Annotated in this window: 16 protein-coding genes and 1 pseudogene; 13 read left to right on the forward strand and 4 right to left on the reverse strand. The window is 71.6% G+C overall.

The genetic code is table 11. From position 1 onward, the window contains the following. Window positions 1-6: 6 nt before the first annotated feature. Genes RV986_RS46805 through RV986_RS46820 form a run of 4 tightly spaced genes read left to right on the forward strand, consistent with a single transcriptional unit; the run spans window position 7 to window position 4,718 of the window. Window positions 7-1,245 carry an acetyl-CoA C-acetyltransferase gene (locus RV986_RS46805; RefSeq protein WP_475923190.1) on the forward strand — a complete coding sequence of 413 codons (1,239 nt, stop codon included), beginning with the start codon at window positions 7-9 and terminating at the stop codon, window positions 1,243-1,245. After that, window positions 1,245-2,669, forward strand: a complete 1,425-nt coding sequence (locus RV986_RS46810) for an OB-fold domain-containing protein (RefSeq protein ID WP_475923191.1) — start codon at window positions 1,245-1,247, stop codon at window positions 2,667-2,669. Before RV986_RS46805 ends, RV986_RS46810 begins: the two co-directional genes overlap by 1 nt. A gap of 11 nt (window positions 2,670-2,680) precedes the next feature. Beyond that, complete coding sequence (locus RV986_RS46815; protein ID WP_475923192.1) at window positions 2,681-3,889, forward strand: acetyl-CoA acetyltransferase; 1,209 nt, start codon at window positions 2,681-2,683, stop codon at window positions 3,887-3,889. 28 nt (window positions 3,890-3,917) lie between these two features. Continuing rightward, window positions 3,918-4,718, forward strand: a complete 801-nt coding sequence (locus RV986_RS46820; RefSeq protein WP_475923193.1) for an SDR family NAD(P)-dependent oxidoreductase — start codon at window positions 3,918-3,920, stop codon at window positions 4,716-4,718. 70 nt (window positions 4,719-4,788) lie between these two features. Here the strand turns inward: RV986_RS46820 and RV986_RS46825 are convergent, their stop codons facing one another. Further along, window positions 4,789-7,500 carry an ABC transporter permease subunit gene (locus tag RV986_RS46825; protein ID WP_475923194.1) on the reverse strand — a complete coding sequence of 904 codons (2,712 nt, stop codon included), beginning with the start codon at window positions 7,498-7,500 and terminating at the stop codon, window positions 4,789-4,791. Between the two features lie 175 nt (window positions 7,501-7,675). Between RV986_RS46825 and RV986_RS46830 the strand changes: the two genes are divergently transcribed. The 5 genes from RV986_RS46830 (at window position 7,676) to RV986_RS46850 (ending at window position 13,129) form a co-directional block, all read left to right on the forward strand. Then, window positions 7,676-8,905, forward strand: coding sequence for an ABC transporter substrate-binding protein (locus RV986_RS46830; protein WP_475923195.1), 1,230 nt, complete (start codon window positions 7,676-7,678; stop codon window positions 8,903-8,905). Window positions 8,906-9,010: 105 nt separating this feature from the next. Then, a complete protein-coding gene (locus RV986_RS46835; RefSeq protein ID WP_475923196.1) occupies window positions 9,011-9,802 on the forward strand; it encodes an ABC transporter ATP-binding protein in 792 nt (263 codons plus the stop codon). Between the two features lie 23 nt (window positions 9,803-9,825). Continuing rightward, window positions 9,826-10,284: a DUF4442 domain-containing protein gene (locus RV986_RS46840; RefSeq protein ID WP_475923197.1), complete on the forward strand. Its 459-nt coding sequence runs from the start codon at window positions 9,826-9,828 to the stop codon at window positions 10,282-10,284. An 83-nt stretch (window positions 10,285-10,367) separates the two neighbouring features. Next, complete coding sequence (locus RV986_RS46845) at window positions 10,368-11,711, forward strand: hypothetical protein (protein ID WP_475923198.1); 1,344 nt, start codon at window positions 10,368-10,370, stop codon at window positions 11,709-11,711. Beyond that, complete coding sequence (locus RV986_RS46850) at window positions 11,708-13,129, forward strand: acyl-CoA reductase (RefSeq protein ID WP_475923199.1); 1,422 nt, start codon at window positions 11,708-11,710, stop codon at window positions 13,127-13,129. Before RV986_RS46845 ends, RV986_RS46850 begins: the two co-directional genes overlap by 4 nt. Window positions 13,130-13,161: 32 nt before the next feature. Here the strand turns inward: RV986_RS46850 and RV986_RS46855 are convergent, their stop codons facing one another. Then, entirely contained in the window at window positions 13,162-13,377 is a 216-nt protein-coding gene (locus tag RV986_RS46855) for a dodecin (protein WP_475923200.1), read from the reverse strand. Window positions 13,378-13,908: 531 nt separating this feature from the next. After that, window positions 13,909-14,610 (reverse strand): CBS domain-containing protein, encoded by a 702-nt coding sequence (locus tag RV986_RS46860; protein WP_475923201.1) that lies wholly within the window; start codon window positions 14,608-14,610, stop codon window positions 13,909-13,911. 900 nt (window positions 14,611-15,510) lie between these two features. On the opposite strand from RV986_RS46860, the gene RV986_RS46865 reads away from it, so the two are divergent. From RV986_RS46865 to RV986_RS46880, 4 genes are all read left to right on the forward strand, one after another. Then, window positions 15,511-16,140, forward strand: a complete 630-nt coding sequence (locus tag RV986_RS46865; RefSeq protein ID WP_475923202.1) for a hypothetical protein — start codon at window positions 15,511-15,513, stop codon at window positions 16,138-16,140. A gap of 169 nt (window positions 16,141-16,309) precedes the next feature. Then, window positions 16,310-17,191, forward strand: coding sequence for a universal stress protein (locus RV986_RS46870; RefSeq protein ID WP_475923203.1), 882 nt, complete (start codon window positions 16,310-16,312; stop codon window positions 17,189-17,191). A 69-nt stretch (window positions 17,192-17,260) separates the two neighbouring features. Continuing rightward, window positions 17,261-18,283, forward strand: coding sequence for a zinc-dependent alcohol dehydrogenase (locus tag RV986_RS46875; RefSeq protein ID WP_475923204.1), 1,023 nt, complete (start codon window positions 17,261-17,263; stop codon window positions 18,281-18,283). 5 nt (window positions 18,284-18,288) lie between these two features. Then, complete coding sequence (locus RV986_RS46880; protein ID WP_475923205.1) at window positions 18,289-18,999, forward strand: universal stress protein; 711 nt, start codon at window positions 18,289-18,291, stop codon at window positions 18,997-18,999. A gap of 52 nt (window positions 19,000-19,051) precedes the next feature. Here RV986_RS46880 and RV986_RS46885 read toward each other — a convergent pair. After that, window positions 19,052-19,123: pseudogene (locus tag RV986_RS46885) on the reverse strand (hypothetical protein); the annotation flags it as partial. Window positions 19,124-19,127: the final 4 nt, after the last annotated feature.

Here is a 19,127-nt window from a genome sequence, read left to right on the forward strand (position 1 = left end):
GGACCGATGCGTGACGCGGTGATCTGCGAACCCGTGCGGACCCCCGTCGGCGGCTACGGAGGCGTCTTCCGCGATGTCACGGCCGCCGAGCTCGCTGCCACGGTCGTACGCGCCGTGCTGGAGCGCACCGGCATCCCGCCCGGCGCGGTGGACGACGTACTGCTGGGCCAGTGCTACCCCAACGGCGAGGCACCGGCGATCGGCCGGGTGGCCGCCCTTGACGCGGGTCTCCCGGTCGAGGTGCCCGGACTCCAGATCGACCGCCGCTGCGGCTCCGGACTCCAGGCCGTCATCACGGCGGCGATGCAGGTGCAGACCGGCGCGAGCGACCTGGTCCTGGCCGGGGGTGTGGAGTCCATGAGCCAGGCCGAGTTCTACACCACCGGCGTACGGTGGGGCGTGCGCGGCGCGGGCACCATGCTGCACGACCGGCTGGCCCGCGGCCGGGTCACCTCCGGCGGCGTCAACCACCCCGTCCCCGGTGGCATGTTGGAGACCGCGGAGAACCTGCGGCGGGCGTACGGCATCCCCCGCGAGGAGCAGGACCGACTGGCCCTGGACTCGCACCGGAAGGCCGTCGCCGCCCAGCGCGAGGGCCGGTTCGCCGACGAGATCGTGCCGGTCACCGTCCGCTCCGGCAAGGGCGAGACGGTCGTCGACACCGACGAACACCCGCGCCCCGACGCGTCGTTGGAGAAGCTGGCGACGCTCCGCCCGGTCCTCGGCCGCCAGGACCCGGAGGCGACCGTCACCGCGGGCAACGCCAGCGGCCAGAACGACGGCGCCTCGCTCTGCGTCGTCACCCACCCCGAGCGCGCCGCCGAACTCGGCCTGCGCCCGCTGGGCCGCCTGGTCTCCTGGGCCGTCGTCGGCGTGCCACCCGAGACGATGGGTATCGGCCCGGTGCCCGCCACGGCCAGGGCCCTGGAGCGGGCGGGACTGAAACTCGCCGACATCGACCTGATCGAACTCAACGAGGCCTTCGCCGCCCAGGTACTGGCCTGCACCCGCGAATGGGGACTGACGGCGGCCGACTTCGAACGGTTCAACGTCAACGGCTCCGGCATCTCGCTGGGCCACCCCGTCGGCGCCACCGGCGGCCGCATCCTCGCCGGCCTGCTGCGCGAACTCGACCGCCGCGAGGCCCGCTACGCCCTGGAGACCATGTGCCTCGGCGGCGGACAGGGCCTGGCCGCGGTCTTCGAACGGCCCACCCCCGCACACCACACCCATGGAGGACGCTGATGGCCGGACTGATCGCATACGGCGCCCATGTGCCGTACCACCGCCTCGCGCGCGCCGATGTCGCCGCCGTGCTCGGCACTCCGGCGGGCAAGGGGACCCGCACGGTCGCGGGCTACGACGAGGACACCACCTCGATGGCCGTCGAGGCGGCCCGCGGCGCCCTCGCGCCCGACGGGCTGCGCCCCCGCATAGGGCAGCTCTTCCTCGCCACCGCCGCGCCCGCCTACCTCGACAAGACGAACGCGACGGCCGTCCACGCCGCCCTCCGCCTCGACGAGCACGTCCTCGCCGCCGACATGACCGGCTCCGTACGGTCCGGACTCGGCGCCCTGGTCGCCGCGGCCCGTTCCCCGGTCCCGACCCTCGCGGTCCTCTCCGACCTGCGCATCGGCCTGCCCGGCGGCGCCGACGAGAGCGCGGGCGGCGACGGCGCGGCCGCGTTCGTCTTCGGCGGCCACCGGGACGGCACCCCCGTCATCGCGGAACTGCTCGCCCATGACACCGTCAGCGACGAGATCCTGGACCGCTGGCGACTGCCGGGCGCGACCGCCTCCCGGGTCTGGGAGGAGCGTTTCGCCGAGGAGATCTACGTCTCGGTCGCGGGCAAGGCACTGAGCGCCGCGCTCGACCGGGCGGGGCTGGACCTGGGCGCGATCGACCACTTCATCGTCTCCGGTCTGCACGCACGGGCCTGCGCGGCGGTACGCCGTGCCGCGGGCGTCCGGCCCGAAGCGGTGACCGCCGATCTCGCCGCGGCCATCGGCAACGCCGGTACCGCTCAGCCCGGCCTGCTCCTCGCCGACGTCCTGGACCGCGCCCGGCCCGGCGAGACGATCGCGCTCGTCGTGCTCGGCGACGGTGCCGGAGTGCTGCTGCTGCGCACCACCGACGCCCTGCCGGCCCACCGCGCGGCCCGCCCGGTCGCCGCGCAGATCGCCGTCGGCAGCGCCCCGATGCCGTACGCCACCTACCTCTCCTGGCGTGGCCTCCTGGACCGCGAACCGCCCCGCCGACCGGACCCCGAGCCGCCGTACGCGCCACCCGCCCATCGCCGCAACGCCTGGAAGTACGGCTTCGTGGCGTCCCGCTGTGAGAAGTGCGGGACGCGCCATCTGCCGCCGGACCGGGTGTGCGTGTCCTGCCGGAGCGTCGACGCCATGACGGACGAGCCGATGGCCGACGTACTCGGCACGGTGGCGACGTTCACGGTCGACCGGCTCGCGCACACACCGAGTCCGCCGATGCTCGTCGTGGTCGTCGACTACGACGGCGGAGGCCGCTTCCGCTGCCAGCTCACCGACGCCACCGAGGCGGATGCCGTCATCGGCGCCCGGGTGGAGATGACGTTCCGGCGCACGGTCACGGCGGCCGGCGTCCACAACTACTTCTGGAAGGCCCGGCCGGTGCGCACGGGCGAGAGCTGAGGGAGACGCGGATGGGCTCGCACGGAATACGGGACCGGGTCGCGATCGTCGGTATGGGCTGCACGCTCTTCGGCGAACACTGGACCCGCTCGGCGGACGACCTGCTGGTCGACGCGGTGGGCGAGGCGGTCACCTCGGCCGGCATCACCCTCGACGACATCGACGCGTTCTGGCTCGGCACCCAGGCCTCGGGCGTCTCCGGCCTCACGCTCAGCCGGCCGCTGCATCTGCCGTACAAGCCGGTCACCCGCCTGGAGAACATGTGCGCGACCGGTTCCGAGGCGCTGCGCAACGCCTGTTACGCGGTCGCCTCGGGTGCCTACGACGTGGCCATGGCGGTCGGCGTGGAGAAGCTCAAGGACTCCGGCATGTCAGGACTCTCCGGCACCACCATGCCGGGCGCGGGCGACGACAGCCGGGGCGAGATCACCGCCCCGGCGAACTTCTCCCTCCTCGCACCCGCCTATGCCGCCAAGTACGGCCTCGGCGAGGACGAGATGAAGGACGTCATCACCCGGATCGCCTGGAAGAACCACAGCAACGGCGCCCGCAACCCCCGCGCCCAGTTCCGCAAGGAGGTCCCGCTGGAGCGCATCCGCTCGGCGCCGATCATCGCGGGCATGCTCGGCGTCTTCGACTGCTCCGGGGTCTCCGACGGCTCGGCCGCCGCGATCGTCGTACGGGCCGAGGACGCCTACCGCTACACCGACAGGCCGATCTTCGTGAAGGCGCTGTCCTTCGTCGCGGGCCCGGCGGACGGGCTCCTCGACCCGGAGTACGACTTCACCACCTTCCCCGAGGTCGTGGCCTCGGCCCGGGAGGCCTACCGGCAGGCGGGCGTCACCGACCCGCGTGCCGAGATCGCGCTCGCCGAGGTCCACGACTGCTTCACGCCCACCGAACTGGTGCTGATGGAGGACCTCGGCTTCTCCGAGCGCGGCCAGGCCTGGAAGGACGTCACCAGCGGGGCGTTCGACCTGGACGGCCCGCTGCCGGTGAACCCGGACGGCGGGCTGAAGGCGTTCGGTCACCCCATCGGGGCCTCCGGCCTGCGCATGATGTTCGAGGCCTGGCTGCAGCTGCGCGGTGAGGCACCGCCGGAACGCACGGTCCGGACGCTCGCCGAAGGGCGCTCGCTCGCCCTCACGCACAACCTCGGCGGCGGACCGGGCGAGTGCGTGTCCTTCGTGTCGGTGGTCGGCAACGAACCGACATCCTGAACTGACATAAAAAGAAAGGGAGTTGACCATGGGACGTGGACGACTCGAAGACAAGGTCGCCATTGTGACCGGAGCCGCGTCCGGCATCGGGGCCGCCACCGCGGAACGCGTGGCGGCCGAGGGCGCGCACACCGTGGTCGCCGATCTGAACCTCGACGGCGCCAAGGCGGTGACGGAACGGATCCGCGCCGCCGGGGGATCCGCGACGGCCGTCCCGGTCGACCTCGGCGACGTCGAGAGCGTACGGGCCATGGTGGAGGCCGCCGTCCAGACGTACGGCGGCCTCGACGTCCTGCACAACAACGCGGCGGCCACCCAGCTGGCCGCCCGTAGGGACCTCGCGGTGGCGGAGGCCGACCCGGCGGTCTGGGACGACACCATGCGCATCAACCTGCGCGGCACGATGGTCGCGATCCAGGCCGCGGTCCCGCACCTGATCGCACGCGGCGGCGGCTCGGTCGTCAATACCTCGTCCGGAGCCGGCCTCGCGGGCGACCTGCGCAATCCCGCGTACGGCGCCTCGAAGGCCGCGCTGATCAACCTCACCCAGTACGTGGCCACCCAGTACGGCAAACAGGGCGTGCGCTGCAACGCCATCGCGCCGGGGTTCATCGTCACCCGGGCGAGCGCGGACTCGGCGCACGGGGCGATCCAGGAGGCGATGCTGCGCCACCATCTCACCCCGCGGCTCGGGCGGCCCGAGGACATCGCCTCGGCGGTCGTCTTCCTCGCCTCCGACGAGGCCGCGTTCATCACCGGACAGACCCTGTGCGTGGACGGCGGGCTGCTCGCCCACCAGCCGTATGTGGCGGACCTGCGGGACGCGTGAGCGACCGGTTCACGGCAATGGCCGGAGGGGGTCCCCCCTCCGGCCATTGGCTTCGCACCGGCCCGCAGGCCTACGTGGCCACGGAATCCTCCGGTGCCGGCTCGCCGAGATAGGCGGCCCGCACCGCCGGATCCCGGCGCACCTCCTCCGGGGTGCCGACACAGATCCGGCGTCCGAAGTCGAGGACGACGACCTGGTCGCAGACGCTCATGACCATGTCGACGTCGTGCTCGACGAGCAGCACGCCCATGCCCCACTCCGCGGCCAACCGGCGTACCAGATGGGCCAGTTCCCCGGTCTCCTCGTCGGACAGCCCGGCGGCGGGTTCGTCCAGGAGCAGGACGGACGGCGAGGCCGCCACCGCGCGGGCGATGGCCAGCAGCCGACGCTCGCCGTAGGAGAGGTCGCCCACCGCCCGGTCCAGGCTCTCCTGGAGACCGAACTCCCTGACGGCGACCAGCACATGGGTGGGCAGCGGGCGGCTCCCGGGACGCACCAGGTCCTTGAGGTACGCCCAGGGTCCGGGCCGGTCGCAGGCCGCGTACAGGTTGTCCAGCACGGTCATGTCCTCGAACAGCTCAAGGGACTGGAAGGAGCGGCTCAGGCCGGCGCGGGCCCGCAGATGCACCGGTACACCGGTCACGTCCCGGCGGCCGAGGCACACACTGCCGGAGGCGGCCCGGGTGAAGCCCGTGACCGCGTCGATGGCGGAGGTCTTTCCGGCGCCGTTGGGCCCGATGAGACCGACGACCTGGCCGGGCTCGATGTCGAACGACAGCCCGTCCACGGCGACGACACCGCCGTAGCGCACCGTCAGGCCCTCCACGCGCAGCGGGAGCGGTGCCGCTCGGTCCACATGCTGTGCGGCGGGGGAGGCGTCGGTCTCGGGTGGGACCACGGCCGGCCCGGACCTGCGGCGCAGCCTGCGTTCGACGCCCGCCGCCTGCCTGCCCAGTTCCCGCCCGATGCCGTCCTGGTTGCCCACCAGGGTGAGTACCAGGACGATGCCGCCGATCAGCGGCATCCACTCGCTCAGGCCGGGCAGCACCAGGTCCCCGAAGCGGGCGCCGACCGTGCCCGCGGCGAAGGTCGCGCCGAAGACCGGGCCGACGAGGAAGCCGACGCCGCCGATGACCGCGAGCCCGAGCACGGTGATCGAGTCGAAGCTCGCGAAATCGGTGAGCACCACCGACGTCGAGCGGAAGCCGGTGAGCACCCCGGCCAGTGCGGCGATCGCCGAGGACAGGCCGAAGGCGTACAGCTTCGCCGCGCGGACACCGATGCCGAGGGCCGCGGCGGCCCGTTCGTTGGCGCGGACCGCGATCAGCCTGCGGCCCGTACGACCGCGCCGGACGTTGGCGACGACCAGGGTGGCGCCGACGAACATCACCAGCACCACGGCGGCGTACCGCTGCGGGTGGTCGACACCGGAGATGCCGATCCCGAAGAGCGTCTGTTTGCCGACCGCGATGCCGTCGCTGCCGGGAGTCGTGGAGAGGTCGGTGTTCTGGAACACCATGGCCTCCAGCGTGGTGCCCAGGCCGAGGGTGATGATCGCGAGGTTGACGCCGCGGGTCCGGACGGCGGGCAGCGCGAACAGCAGGCCGATCGGAACCGTACCCAACACACCGACCAGCAGACAGAGTTCGAAGGGCCAGCCCCAGTCGGCCGCCGCGTGCCCGGCGATGAAGGCACCGGTCCCGGCGAGCGCGTACGCCGCGAGGGAGACCTGTCCCGCGTACCCGGTGACCACGACGATCGACAGGATGATCAGCGAGAGCACCAGGGTGTTGGTGATCGCGTCGGCCCACAGCGGCGTGGACAGGCTGACCAGCACCAGGGCGAGCGCGACGGCGAGGGCCAGGGGCACCGGCCGTACGCGTCCGCTGCCCAGGGCCGGCAGGCGGTCGAGGAAGGTCCCCCGCAGCGGCAGCGCCCGGCCGCGCGCGACCAGCATCAGCGCGATGACGAGGAACGGCACCGAGGAGGCGAGCCCCGTGACGCCGGAGCCGAAGCGGGTCAGTTCGGACTGCACGATCCCGATGACCAGACCGGCCGTCAGCGTGACGGGGAACGAGGAGAACCTGCCGACGAGGGCGGCGGCCAGCGCGCTCAGCAGCAGTGTGGTCAGACCGGTCACCGACAGACCGATGACCGGCACGATCAGGATGGCCGTCAGACCCGAGAGCGCCGAGCCCAGACCCCAGTTGGCGGCGGCGATCAGATCCGCGGACCAGCCGAGCGAGGCGGCGATCTGCTGGTTCTCCGCGACCGCGGTGGTGCCCAGGCCGAACAGGGTGTGCTTGTAGAGGACATGGAGGACGGCGGTGACCGCCACCGCGATCCCGAGCAGCCAGATCCGGTCCTGGGACACGGTCGCCCCGCCGATCTTCCACAGCCCGGACGGCAGCTTGCCCGGCACCAGTTGCACGCTGTCGCCGTAGCGTTTGACGGCGACGGCGGTGAGCACGATGAACACCGCCAGGGTGCCGACCAGCCGGGCCAGCGAGGACGCCCGGCGCAGCGGGCGGATCACCAGCAGATGGGTGAGCACCCCCAGCACCGCGGCGCCCAGCACCCCGCACCCGACGGCGGGCCAGTAGGGCATGCCGTGCTGCACGGCCAGCTCCCACTGCACATAGGCGGCGGCCATCCCGATCGCGCCGTGCGCGAAGTTGAGGACGCCGGAGCCCCTGTAGATCAACACGATGCCTTGAGCGGTGAGCGCGTACAGCGCACCGAGCCCGAGGCCGAGAAGCGCGAAGCGCAGGATGTCGTCCACCAGATGTACCTCCCAGTGCTCAATGAGTAGCGAACGCCCGGTTCCCCGGCAAGGCTAGACAGCACATTTATTTAGATAATTTCGGCAAGAGTACTTCTCTAACCAAACGACTCCCTCCATGCTGTTCGCAATCTCGACGTCGCCCATCCAGGGCGCGAGCCCACGTGGAGGCACCATGAACCACTCACGCCCACGCAGAACCGCAGCGGCGACCTGTCTCGCGGTGACCGGAGCCCTGCTCGCCGCCGGCTGCGGCGGCCAGGCCTCCGGCAGCACCTCGTCGGCGCCCACGCTGACCGGCACGCCCGTCAAGGTGATGGTCTGGACGCCGGAGAACACCCAGGGCAGCGCCCAGCCCGGTGTCCGCCTCACCGCCCAGGCGTACGAGAAGTGGGTCAACGAGCACGGCGGGATCAAGGGCGGACCGCTGAAGGTGCTCACCTGCAACGACAAGAACGACCCGGACGAGGCCGAGAAGTGTGCCCAGCAGGCGGTCGCCGACAAGGTGGTAGCGGTCGTGGGCTCGTACAGCCTCGCCGGGGACCGCTACATGCCGATCCTGGAGAAGGCCGGCATCCCCTACATCGGCGGGACGGGCGTCTCGGCGGCCGAGTTCTCCAGCCCGATGTCCTTCCCGGTCAACGGCGGCACCCCCGTGGTCTTCGCCGCGCACGGCAAGCAGCTGGTGGAGCAGGGCTGCAAGAAGATCTCCGGCGTACGGTACGACGTGGCCGCCGCCGCGATCGTCTCCCAGTTCCTGACGCTCGGGGTGACCTCCGCCGGAGGGGCGCCGCCCAAGGACCTGAAGGTCCCGCTCACCGCCACCGACCTCGCTCCGCAGGTCGCCGCCGCCACCAAGGGCACCGACTGCGTCAGCGTCATCCTGGGCACCCACTCGGACCTGTTCGTGAAGTCGTACGTGCAGTCCGGTGCGAAGACCGAGCTCGGCAGCGTCGTCGGCAACCTCACCCCGGACCTCGCCCGGAGCACCGGCGGGGCGAGCAGCCCGCTGGAGGGCGCCGCCGTCACCGGCTACTACCCGCCGACCTCGGACGCGGCCTGGAAGGACTTCGTGGCAGCCGCCAAGGGCAAGGACATCGACACGAGCAACGGCGCCAACGGGACGACCTGGGTGGCGTTCAAGGTCTTCACCGAGGCCGCCAAGAAGCTCCCGGACATCACGTCGAAGGCGCTGGTGGAAGAGCTCGACACCACGGAGGGCATCGACACCGGCGGTCTGACCCCGCCGCTGAACTGGAAGGCGTCGACCGCCCTGCCCATGAAGGGCCTGAACCGCATCCACAACACCACCGCCACCGAACTGACCATCCACGACGGAAAGATCGAGTGGGCCAAGTCCGGGTCGACCTTCGTCGACGTCCGCAAGGTGCTGACGGCCAAGTAGGCCGGCTGAACGGCTGAACGGCTGAACGGCTGAACGGCTGCCGGGCGGGGCGAGCCGTGTCCATGTGCGCGGCGCCGCCCCCCGGCCCAAGGAAGGAGAACACCCGTGCAGCACACCGCACACGACCCCTCCGAGGCGGAGCCGGTGACGTCCTCGGCACCCGTGCCCGCGACTCCCCTGATCGAGGCGCGCGCCCTGTCCGCCGGATACGGCATCCAGCCCGTCGTACGCGATCTCGACCTGGAGGTGCGCCCCGGTGAGGTCGTCGCGCTGCTCGGCCCCAACGGCGCCGGGAAGAGCACGACGCTCCGGGCGCTGGCGGGCGAACTGGCCCCGATGGGCGGCGAGGTGCGCTGGCTGGGCGAGGCCGGCCGGGCGCCGCTGCACCGCCGTGCCCGCGAGGGCCTCGCGTACCTCGGTGAACGGGCGGTCTTCACCCGCCTCGACACCGCGGACAACCTGCGGGTCGGCCGCGTGACGTCCGACCAGGCCCTGGAACTCTTCCCCGAACTCGGCAAACGCCTCCGGACGGGCGCGGGCATGCTCTCGGGCGGCGAACAGCAGATGCTGTCGCTGGCACGGGCCCTGTGCCGCGCTCCCCGGCTGCTCCTCGCCGACGAGCTGTCGCTCGGGCTCGCGCCGCTGGTGGTCGAACGCCTGCTGCGGGCGGTGCGCGCGGCGGCGGACGACGGCCTGGGCGCGCTGCTGGTCGAGCAGCACGTGCGCAAGGTGCTGGACATCGCGGACCGGGTCTACGTGCTGCGCCGTGGCCGGGTCGAAATGGCCGGCACCCCACGGGAGCTGCGCCGCGACCTGGCCGCGATCGAGTCCTCGTACCTCGCGGACGGCCCTGCCGGGCAGGACTCCGTCCGTCGCCCCGGAGTCACCCGGTCGTAAGAGGACCCTGCCAGGCTGCGCGGATGGACATGACCGTGCTGGCACGCACCCTTCTGGACCCCATCCACGCGCACCGCACCGCCGGTGTCGAGGTGATCGAGGCCGCCGACGGCGCGGCCGAGATCGCGCTGGAGACACCCCTGGCGCTGACGAACGTGATCGGCTCGCTGCACTCCTCCGGTCTCATCACCCTCGTCGACGCGGCGGGGCTGGGCGCGATCATCGCCGCGAGCGCGGGCGCCGCCGAGTTCGCGGGGGTCGTACCGCTGGGCAGGGCCGCCTCCCTGGAGTTCCTCGCACCCGCGCGAGGACGGCTGGTGGCCCGCTGCCGTCTGTCCGAGGAGGCCCTCGGCGCCCTGCGTCCGCTGCTGCGGGGCGATACCGACCGGGCCAGGTTCGCCACGCACGCGGAGATCACCGACGCGACGGGCACGCTCGTGTGCCGCGGCGGCTTCGACTGGAGTGTCCGTCGCACGTCTTGACGCTCCGGAGCGACACCCCTACGTTCATTGAGGTAGATAATTCATCTTGAATACCTGATGAGGGTGGGGTTGCTGTGGTTGCTGTGGCAGACGCACGCGAGCAGATCCGGACCCTGGTCGCCACCGGCGACCCCTTCGACCGGCCCGCGAAGGAGGTGGCGGAGCTACGACTCGAAGCCGCGCGGGAGGCCTTCGCCGCCCACCGCGAACGCATCCCGCTGCTGCGCACCCGCGCGCAGGAGACCGGTGTGCACGAGATCACCGGCCTCGCGGACCTCGTCCCGCTGCTGTTCTCGCACACCAGCTACAAGTCGTACCCCGTGTCCCTCATCACCGGCGGCCGGTGGGACCGGCTGCTGCGGTGGTACTCGACGGTGTCGGCGGTCGAACCGGCCGAGGTCGACGTCGACGGCGTACGCGACATCGACGAGTGGACCGACCGGATCACGGCCGCCGGTCATCGCCCGTACATCACCAGCGGCACCTCCGGGAAGGTGTCCTTCCTCAACTGCGACGACACCGACCTGCGGTTCCTGCACGACATCCTGGAGCACCTCACCTGCTGGCCCGACCCGCTGCCGCCGGAACCCACCCGCCGTGCCTGTCTGCTCGCTCCGGCCAGTGGTCCGATGCGCTCCATCGACGGCTTCCGGTGGCACGCGGAGGTCTTCGCGCGGCCCGGGGAGACACGGCTGCTGACGGAGGACCCGCTGAGGGTGTCCGAGCTGATGAGCAGCGCGCTGCTGCGCCGGCGGATGGCGGAGGGCACCGCGACCCCGCAGGAGATCGGCTCCTTCGAGGCCGTCTCCGCGGCCCGCGAGGAGGAACTCGGCGCGTCCCTGGCCCGGATCGTCGACGACATCGCCGAGCACCACGACGAACCGCTGCTCATCGCCGGGATGAACAACCAGCAGTTCGCCCTGATCCAGGCCCTGCGGGCCCGTGGCATCCCCGACGGGAGCCTCCACCCCGACACGCTGGTGCTCAGCGGCGGCGGCAACAAGGGCCGCGCGCTGCCCGACGACTACCAAGAACAGTTCGCCGCCTTCTACCAGGGCGTACGGCGGGTGCGCAGCTACGGCATGACGGAGCTTCAGGGCTCCTGCCTCGCCTGCGAGAAGGGCAACTACCACGTACCTCCATGGGTGATCCCGCTGGTCCTCGACGAGGCGGGCGAGGTGCTCCTCAACCGCGAACACGGCGTCGCGGAGGGGCGGTTCGCGTTCCTGGACGTGTCTCTGGAAGGACGCTGGGGCGGACTGATCAGCGGTGACCGGGTCTTCGTGGACTTCTCGCCGTGCGACTGCGGCAGATCCGGCCCGGTGGTCCTGCCGGACATCCGACGCTACGGAGACCTCGGCGGCGACGACAAGATCACCTGTGCCGCGACACTCGACTCCTATGTGCGGGGGATGATCCACGGATGAGCGGGACCATGGCTCGTGGCGCCGAAGCGGCCCGGGGGCAGGCGGAGAACGGACCGGTGGCCGTGGTGCACGTGGTGCGCGGCGACGTGGTCCAGGGCCCGCACACCGTCCACGGCGGTGGCGGCGCGGCCTTCACGGCTCCGGCACTCGACCTGGACCGTCTGGTGTGGCCCCGGACCGAGCCCGGGCCCGCCTTCGACGTGCCCAGCGCGGAGATCGTCGACCTGCTCGTGGAGACCGGGGCGGCGCTCAAGGCGGACCGGCAAGGCCTGCTCGCCGAGGCCCTGGAGCGCATGGTGCACGTCAGCCCGCTCCCCGCGGAGGTGCTCGAACGCGCCTACGCCGTGCTGTGGCGCAGCTTCCAGCGGCCAGGCCTGTACGCCCAGATCGACCATGAACTCGGCGGAGCGGACGTGCTCGACGGCTGGCGTGAAGTACGGCTGCCCGACGAGCGGATCGCGGCCACCCGCGCGTTCCCGCCACGTCTGGTGCACATCATCGCGGGCAACGCACCCGGTGTGGCGGCGATGTCCGTCGTGCGCGGCGCCCTGACCAAGGGTGTCAACCTGCTGAAGCTGCCGTCGAACGACGTGTTCACCGCGACCGCGATCCTGCGCACGATGGCCTCGGTCGCTCCCGGGCATCCCGTGGTGCGCTCGTTCTCCGCGGTGTACTGGCGGGGCGGCGACGCGAGCGTGGAGAGTGTGCTGTTCCGCCCGCAGTTCTTCGACAAGCTGGTCGCCTGGGGCGGCGAGGCCACCATCCGCGGGGCCCTGCAGTACGTGGGCCCGGGATTCGAGCTCGTCTCCTTCGACCCCAAGACCTCGATCTCGGTGATCGGCCGCGAGGCGTTCAGCTCCGAGGAGACACTGGCGCGGGCCGTGGACGCCGCCGCGGTGGACGCCACGTTCTTCAACCAGCAGGCCTGTGTGTCCAGTCGCTTCCAGTTCGTCGAGGGCAGCGAGGAGGACACCGACCGCTATGCCGCGCTGCTCTGTGAACGCCTGGGTGTGGCACGGGAGTTCAGTTCCGCCGGCGGTCCGCGGGTAGCCGCCGGGCTCCGCGAGGAGATCGACGTACTGCGGTCCATGGAACCCGAGTACCGGGTATGGGGCACATACGACGGCCGGGGGCTGGTGATCCGCTCGCCCGAACCGGTGGACTTCCACCCCGACGGCAAGATCGTCAACGTCGTTCCGGTCGCTGCGCTGTCCGACGCCCTCGCGCATGCCGGCGTCGCCACCCAGACGGTCGGCGTGTACCCCGACGCACGCAAGGCGGAACTGCGTGACGCCCTCGCCTGCGCCGGGGTACAGCGCGTGGTGTCGCTCGGCCGGGCGGGCGGGATGCCGCCGGGCCTCTCCCACGACGGCTTCCACCCTCTGCAGCGGCTCATGCGCTGGGTGAACGACGAGTGACGCCGTCCCTGCCCCGGACCGGCGGCCGGCGGCTAGGCGCCGTCCTCCAGGCGGAAGCCGACCTTCAGGCCGACCTGGTAGTACTCGACCTCCCCGTTCACGATCTGCCCCCTGACCTGGGTGATCTCGAACCAGTCCAGGTTGCGCAGGGTCTGCGAGGCGCGGGCGATCCCGTTGCGGACGGCCTGGTCGACGCCCTCGTGGGAGGTGCCGACGATCTCGGTGACCCGGTACGTGTGGTCGGACATGCGGGTGCTCCTCTCCGCCGTGGCGGGTGCGCCACGCGTCACTCCACGGTGCCTCACGGTGCGGCGGTGCGCGAGATGTCGGAGCGCCATGGGTGTGACGGCGTCGGCGGATTCCACGCGCCCCCTGGGCCCCGGTGTCCCAGGTCCCGTCCTCCGGCCCCCCGGTGTGCCGCACGCCTGACCGGCCGCACCGCTCGGCCGTGCGACTCCGCGAGAGCTGGACCGACCGCTGGACAGCGCTGGTGGCGCCGGGCGCCCACCACGCGCACCGGCGTACGACGACCGCGCCGAACAGCGTGGCCGGCCACCGCCGATGACCGTACTCGCTACCAGGTGGTCCGACAGGAGCTGCCGCGGGTTGTCGCGGCCCGCAGGTCAAGAAAGAGCTTGGTGAACAAACGAGTTGAGGCCTGATCGTTGAGATGTCGTGTGCGAAGGCCCGCGGTCCTGGACGGCATCCGGCCGCTCAGGCGCCCGCGGGCGCAGGCCACAACTCGGTGCCGTCCGAGGCGTGCTGCCGCACCGCGCATGTCAGGGCGCCAGTTGAGCGCGGCGTCCTGAGCCGGTGTCCAGGGTTTCGGAGGTGTCGTCCGTCCGGTGGCTCAGCTGCTCGGTGACGTCCACCACGCCGTCCACGCCCTGGCACAACCGCACGGCGACGGGGATGAGGGATTTCCGTTCGACGGTTCCGCTCAGGGCGACCCGGCCGTCCACGACGTGCACGGTCACCGTGTCGGGCGTGATGCCCAGTGTGCGGACCAGTACCTCCCTGGAGATCTCCTCCCGGATGGCACGGTCACTGCGCAGAAACACGCGCAGCAGGTCGGCGCGGCTGATGAGTCCGACCAGCCGGTCGCCTTCGTCCACCACCGGCAGCCGCTTGATGCGGTAGCGCTCCATCACCTGGGCGGCTTCCACCACCGTCCACTGCGGCCGGGCAGTGATGGACGGGCTGTTCATCAGGCCTTCAGCGGTGGTCGCCTCCTGCTTGGCCCGGTCGACGGGGCGCGGGTGCAGGACCGGCAGCAGCCCCGCGGGGTCCAGCTGGCACGCCTCCTTGCGCAGCAGATCCGCCTCGGAGACCACGCCCACGGGCCGGTCGTCGTCGTCCACGACCGGTACCGCTGTGATGTCGTACTCGGCGAGCAGCTTGGCGATTTCCTTGAAGCCGGTGTCCTTACGTACTCGTACCACCGAAGTCGTCATCAGATCACTCACCATCCGGTGCTGCATGACTCCCGCCTCCTTCGTCACGTGTGTTCCCTTCCACTGTGCGGCGCTCCGGACCGTCGCCCCATGGGCCGGTCGGCCCCGGCTACGGCCGACTGGCCCGGTGGGCGAGAGACGTCGATGCTGAGGCGGACGCGTGCGGGATCGCCAGTCGGGTGACCGGAGGCCACCGGGAAGCCCGCGATCACGCAGGCCTGCGAGGTGCACCTGGTCAGCAGCACCGCGAGCCATGCCTTCGAGGTCGGCCGGCCGAAGGTCACGCACACGCTCCAGCCAGTGTGCAGCGCCTTCGCGATCAATACCGCAGCGCAGCGATAGGTGCCGAGGGTCCGCAGCCACACGGTCGAATGAGAACCGACGAGACCGTTCTGCCGTTGCGCCCGCGCTGTTTCCACGATCTGATCGGTCAGCGCTGATCCGCCCGAGGGCCGGTGCCGTCGAGGCCGAGAAAGAGACGCGGTGCGCGGCGCGGAGTGGGAGGCCCTTCCGGACCGTAGCCGAGTCGGATGAGCATCCGAACGTGGTCGAACGGAGATGTCGCGGAACGCAGCTCGTCGCGGAGATGGAGTGCCCTCGAATCCGGCGGCGACGGGTGCCCTCCGACGCCCCTCCCTCTGATGAGACCGCCGGTGTGCCGCAACTGCGGCAGGGGACGAAAAGACCCTGTCACCGGGACTGAGTGGACGTGTGATCCCCGAGCCGGAGGCGGGCGACCCGGGCGGGCGCCTCCGCCGCAGTGCCACAGACATTCCGGACGGCAAGGCCAACAGGCCTTGCGGATAGGGACGTTCAGCCCCATGGTCACGGCCTTTCGGCATCGGGCGCCACCTGCCCCACGCCACCAGAGTGGTCGCTGTCGGGAACGGATCCGACACTCTCCGATTCCCCGAAGGGATCACCATCATGGCCGTGCACGAGCACCTTCACCGGAGCCCGGGGTTCCATCTGTCCTCCTTCCGCGGGAACCGGACCGCGTCCACCCCTGGGTCCGGCGTGTCGGCGAGCACCGACGCGCACACTCTGCGGGCCTATTCCTTCGCGTCGCTGCGGCTGCTGACCGGGTTCGTCTTCCTGTGGGCGTTCCTCGACAAGACCTTCGGGTTCGGCTATGCCACCCCGTCCGGCAAGGGCTGGACCGACGGTGGCTCGCCGACCAAGGGCTTCCTCGGCGGTGTCGCCGCCGGGCCGATGGAGTCCACCTTCCACTCCTGGGCGGGCGACACCTGGGCGGACTGGCTGTTCATGGCCGGGCTGCTCGGCGTCGGACTCGCCCTGATCGGCGGCATCGCCCTGCGGCTGGCCGCGGTCGCGGGCACCGTGATGATGGCGCTGATGTGGATCGCCGAGTGGCCTCCGGCCAAGCACCTGTCCGACGGTTCGGCGAGCATGTCCTCCAATCCGTTCGTGGACTACCACCTCGTCTACGCCTTCGTCCTCGTCGCCCTGGCGCTGGCCGCCGCGGGCGACACCCTGGGCGTCGGCAAGCTCTGGGCCAGGCTGCCGTTCGTCCGGAACAACGGCTGGCTGCGCTGACCGCGGTAGGGGGGCGGCACCCGGACAGGTGCCGCCCCCCTACGTCCGTCCCGCGGGTCCATAGGGCCGATCGGCCCCTTCCGGGGACCTGCGGCCCCTGCACCGCGAACCCCCCATGACACGACGCTGGAGTCGGGATCGCGCGATTCCGATTCAGGAGGTGGAGATCATGTCCCGCACCGTCACCGTAGGCCTCGACGGCTCGCCCGAGAGCGGTGCCGCCGCCGAATGGGCGGCCCGTGAGGCGCAGCTCCGCGGGCTGCCGCTGAAGCTGGTCAACGTCTGGGAACCCGCCCCGGTACCCATCGCTCAGGCATTGCTGCCCGGCCCCGAGACCGAGCAGCAATGGAGCGAACGGATATCGCGTGAGGCGGCCGACGGACTGCGGGCGGCCCGCCCGGAGGTCGACGTGCTCGTCGAGCAGGTCACCGGGCGGCCGGCCGAGGTGCTGACCGACGCCGCGAGGGACGCCGAACTGCTGGTGCTCGGATCCCGCGGTCTGAGCGGGGTGGGCGGATTCGTGGTCGGCTCCGTCGGCCTGGCCGTCGTGGCGCACGCCGAGCGCCCGGTCGTCCTCGTACGGGCCGGAGAAGACACCTCGGGAACCGACTCCGCCGTGCCGCCCGCCCGCCCCGTCGTGCTCGGACTCGACACCACGGCCCCCGACGACACCCTGATCGGCTTCGCCTTCGAGGCGGCCGTCCTGCGAGACACCTCGCTGCGTGTCGTCCACGCCTGGAACGAACCGTCCTACATCGCGTACGGCATGCCCCCGGACCTCGAACTGAACGCGCAGATCGCCGCGGAGGAGGCCGCCGCGGTCACCGAGGTGCTGCGGCCGTGGCGGCAGAAGTACCCCTCGGTGGACGTCGTCGAGGACTCGCTGTCCGGCAAGCCGGCCAATCACCTGGTGGACGCCTCCCGTGAGGCCTCCCTGGTCGTCGTCGGCCGCCGTGTCCGCCGTTCCGCGCTCGGCGCTCATATCGGGCCGGTCGCCCACGCCGTACTGCACCACGCCACCGCCGCCGTCGCCGTGGTCCCGCACGACTGACGCCCGACACGACTGACGCCCGACACGACTGATCACCCGACACGACTCACCCTCCGAGGAGAGATACCCATGAAGGCGGCAGTCGTACGAGCGTTCGGTGAGCCATTGGTCATCGAGGAGCGCCCCGACCCCGAGCCCGGCGCCGGCCAGGTCCGCATCCGGGTGGAGGCCTCCGGGCTGTGCCACACCGACATCCACGCCGCGCACGGCGACTGGCCGGTGAAGCCGAACCCGCCCTTCGTCCCTGGTCACGAGGGCGTCGGGCTGGTCGAGGCACGGGGTGACGGTGTCACGCACCTCGCGCTCGGGCAGCGGGTGGCGGTACCCCGGCTCGGTTCGGCCTGCGGACGGTGCGAGCACCGCCTGTCCGGCTGGGAGACGCTCTGCGAGCAGCAGGTCAACACCGGATACGGGTGCGACGGCGGGTACGCCGAGAAGATGCTCGCCCGGGCCGACTTCGCCCAGCCGGTGCCCGACGGGATCTCCCCGCTCGACGCGGCCCCGCTCACCTGCGCCGGCGTCACGAGGTACAAGGCGCTCAAGGTCGCCGGTGTCGGTCCTGCCCAGCTCGTCGCCATCTCGGGCGTCGGAGGACCGGGCCATCCGGCGGTCCAGTACGCGAAGATCGCCGGAGCGACGGTGGCGGCGATCGACGTCACCGACGAGAAGCTCGAACTCGCCTCGGAACTCGGCGCCGACCTCGTCATCGACGCCCGCAAGCACGACCCGGCCGAGGTGCTCAAGCGGTTCGGCGGTGCGCACGCCGCGATCGCGCCGGCGGTGCACGAGGCCGCGTTCTCCGCCGTGTACGCGGGACCGCGGCGCGGCGGGAAGCTCGTGATGGTGGCGCTGCCCGCGCGCGGGACCATTCAGGTCCCGATCTTCGACACGGTGCTGAACGGCACGTCGGTGATCGGTTCGATCGTGGGTACCCGGCAGGATCTGGCAGAGGTCTTCGTACGGCACGCGGCGGGCCGGACCCGGGTCATCCGGGAGTCCCGGCCCCTCGTCTCGGTCGACGAGTCCATCGACGCCGTGCTGCGCGGTCAGGTGAAGGCCCGGATCGTCTTCGACTTCGGTGAAGGACGGTGAGGACGGTGGAGCTGCCCCTGATCGTCGGTGTCGACGGCTCGGAGCCCAGCCTGCGCGCCGTGGACCGGGCGACCGACGAGGCCGCGCTGCGCGATGCACAGGTGCGCCTGGTGTACGCCTCGCTGGAGGCCGCCGCGCGGGGCGCCCACCGCCGCGCCCCTGATGCGAAGGTCACCACCGAGGTCCTGCCCGACGACGCGGTGATCGTGCTGCGCCGCAACCACGACAACCAGGCAAGGGTCGGGACACACCGGCGCGTGGTCCTCGGAGTCGGGGAGGAACCGCACGGCATGGCGGCCACGCGGTTCGCCTTCGAAGAGGCCAAGGTCCGCAAGGCCGCCCTGGACGCCGTACGGGCATGGCGCTGCCCGGCGTACGAGAACACCGACCACCCCCTGCTCACGGATGAACCGGCCCGATTGCACGAGCAGCGGGCGGTGGAGATCCTGGATTCGGCCCTGAGTACCACCGCGGCCGAGCACCCGGCCGTCGAACTGCGCCGCAGGACCGCCGAAGGCAGCGCCCGCCGGGTCCTGCTGGACGCCTCGGCCGACGCCGACCTGCTCGTCGGCGGTGTCCAGCGGCACCACGGACGCGCCGGACGCGCCGGACGCGCCGGACGCGCCGGACGCGCCGGGCTCCAGCTCGGCCGGGTCGCCCACACGGCCCTGCACCACTCCGCCTGCCCCGTCGCCGTCGTACCGCAACGGACATGAGCGCGGAGCAGCGGCTCGACGCATGGTCGAGATGCTCCGAGACCCGTTTGACGATGCCGCCCGTGCCCGCCGCGTCCCGGCCCTCGAAGACCACCACGAGCCCGGCGCCCTCAGTAGTACGCACGACA

The sequence above is a fragment of the Streptomyces sp. RLA012 genome, from assembly GCF_056270325.1.

Excerpts from the sequence above, each read along its gene's own strand:
- RV986_RS46805 (WP_475923190.1), top strand. The coding sequence starts at position 7 with ATGCGTGACGCGGTGATCTGCGAACCCGTGCGGACCCCCGTCGGCGGC.
- RV986_RS46810 (WP_475923191.1), top strand. The coding sequence starts at position 1,245 with ATGGCCGGACTGATCGCATACGGCGCCCATGTGCCGTACCACCGCCTC.
- RV986_RS46815 (WP_475923192.1), top strand. The coding sequence starts at position 2,681 with ATGGGCTCGCACGGAATACGGGACCGGGTCGCGATCGTCGGTATGGGC.
- RV986_RS46820 (WP_475923193.1), top strand. The coding sequence starts at position 3,918 with ATGGGACGTGGACGACTCGAAGACAAGGTCGCCATTGTGACCGGAGCC.
- RV986_RS46830 (WP_475923195.1), top strand. The coding sequence starts at position 7,676 with ATGAACCACTCACGCCCACGCAGAACCGCAGCGGCGACCTGTCTCGCG.
- RV986_RS46840 (WP_475923197.1), top strand. The coding sequence starts at position 9,826 with ATGGACATGACCGTGCTGGCACGCACCCTTCTGGACCCCATCCACGCG.
- RV986_RS46850 (WP_475923199.1), top strand. The coding sequence starts at position 11,708 with ATGAGCGGGACCATGGCTCGTGGCGCCGAAGCGGCCCGGGGGCAGGCG.
- RV986_RS46855 (WP_475923200.1), bottom strand. The coding sequence starts at position 13,377 with ATGTCCGACCACACGTACCGGGTCACCGAGATCGTCGGCACCTCCCAC.
- RV986_RS46860 (WP_475923201.1), bottom strand. The coding sequence starts at position 14,610 with ATGCAGCACCGGATGGTGAGTGATCTGATGACGACTTCGGTGGTACGA.
- RV986_RS46865 (WP_475923202.1), top strand. The coding sequence starts at position 15,511 with ATGGCCGTGCACGAGCACCTTCACCGGAGCCCGGGGTTCCATCTGTCC.
- RV986_RS46870 (WP_475923203.1), top strand. The coding sequence starts at position 16,310 with ATGTCCCGCACCGTCACCGTAGGCCTCGACGGCTCGCCCGAGAGCGGT.
- RV986_RS46875 (WP_475923204.1), top strand. The coding sequence starts at position 17,261 with ATGAAGGCGGCAGTCGTACGAGCGTTCGGTGAGCCATTGGTCATCGAG.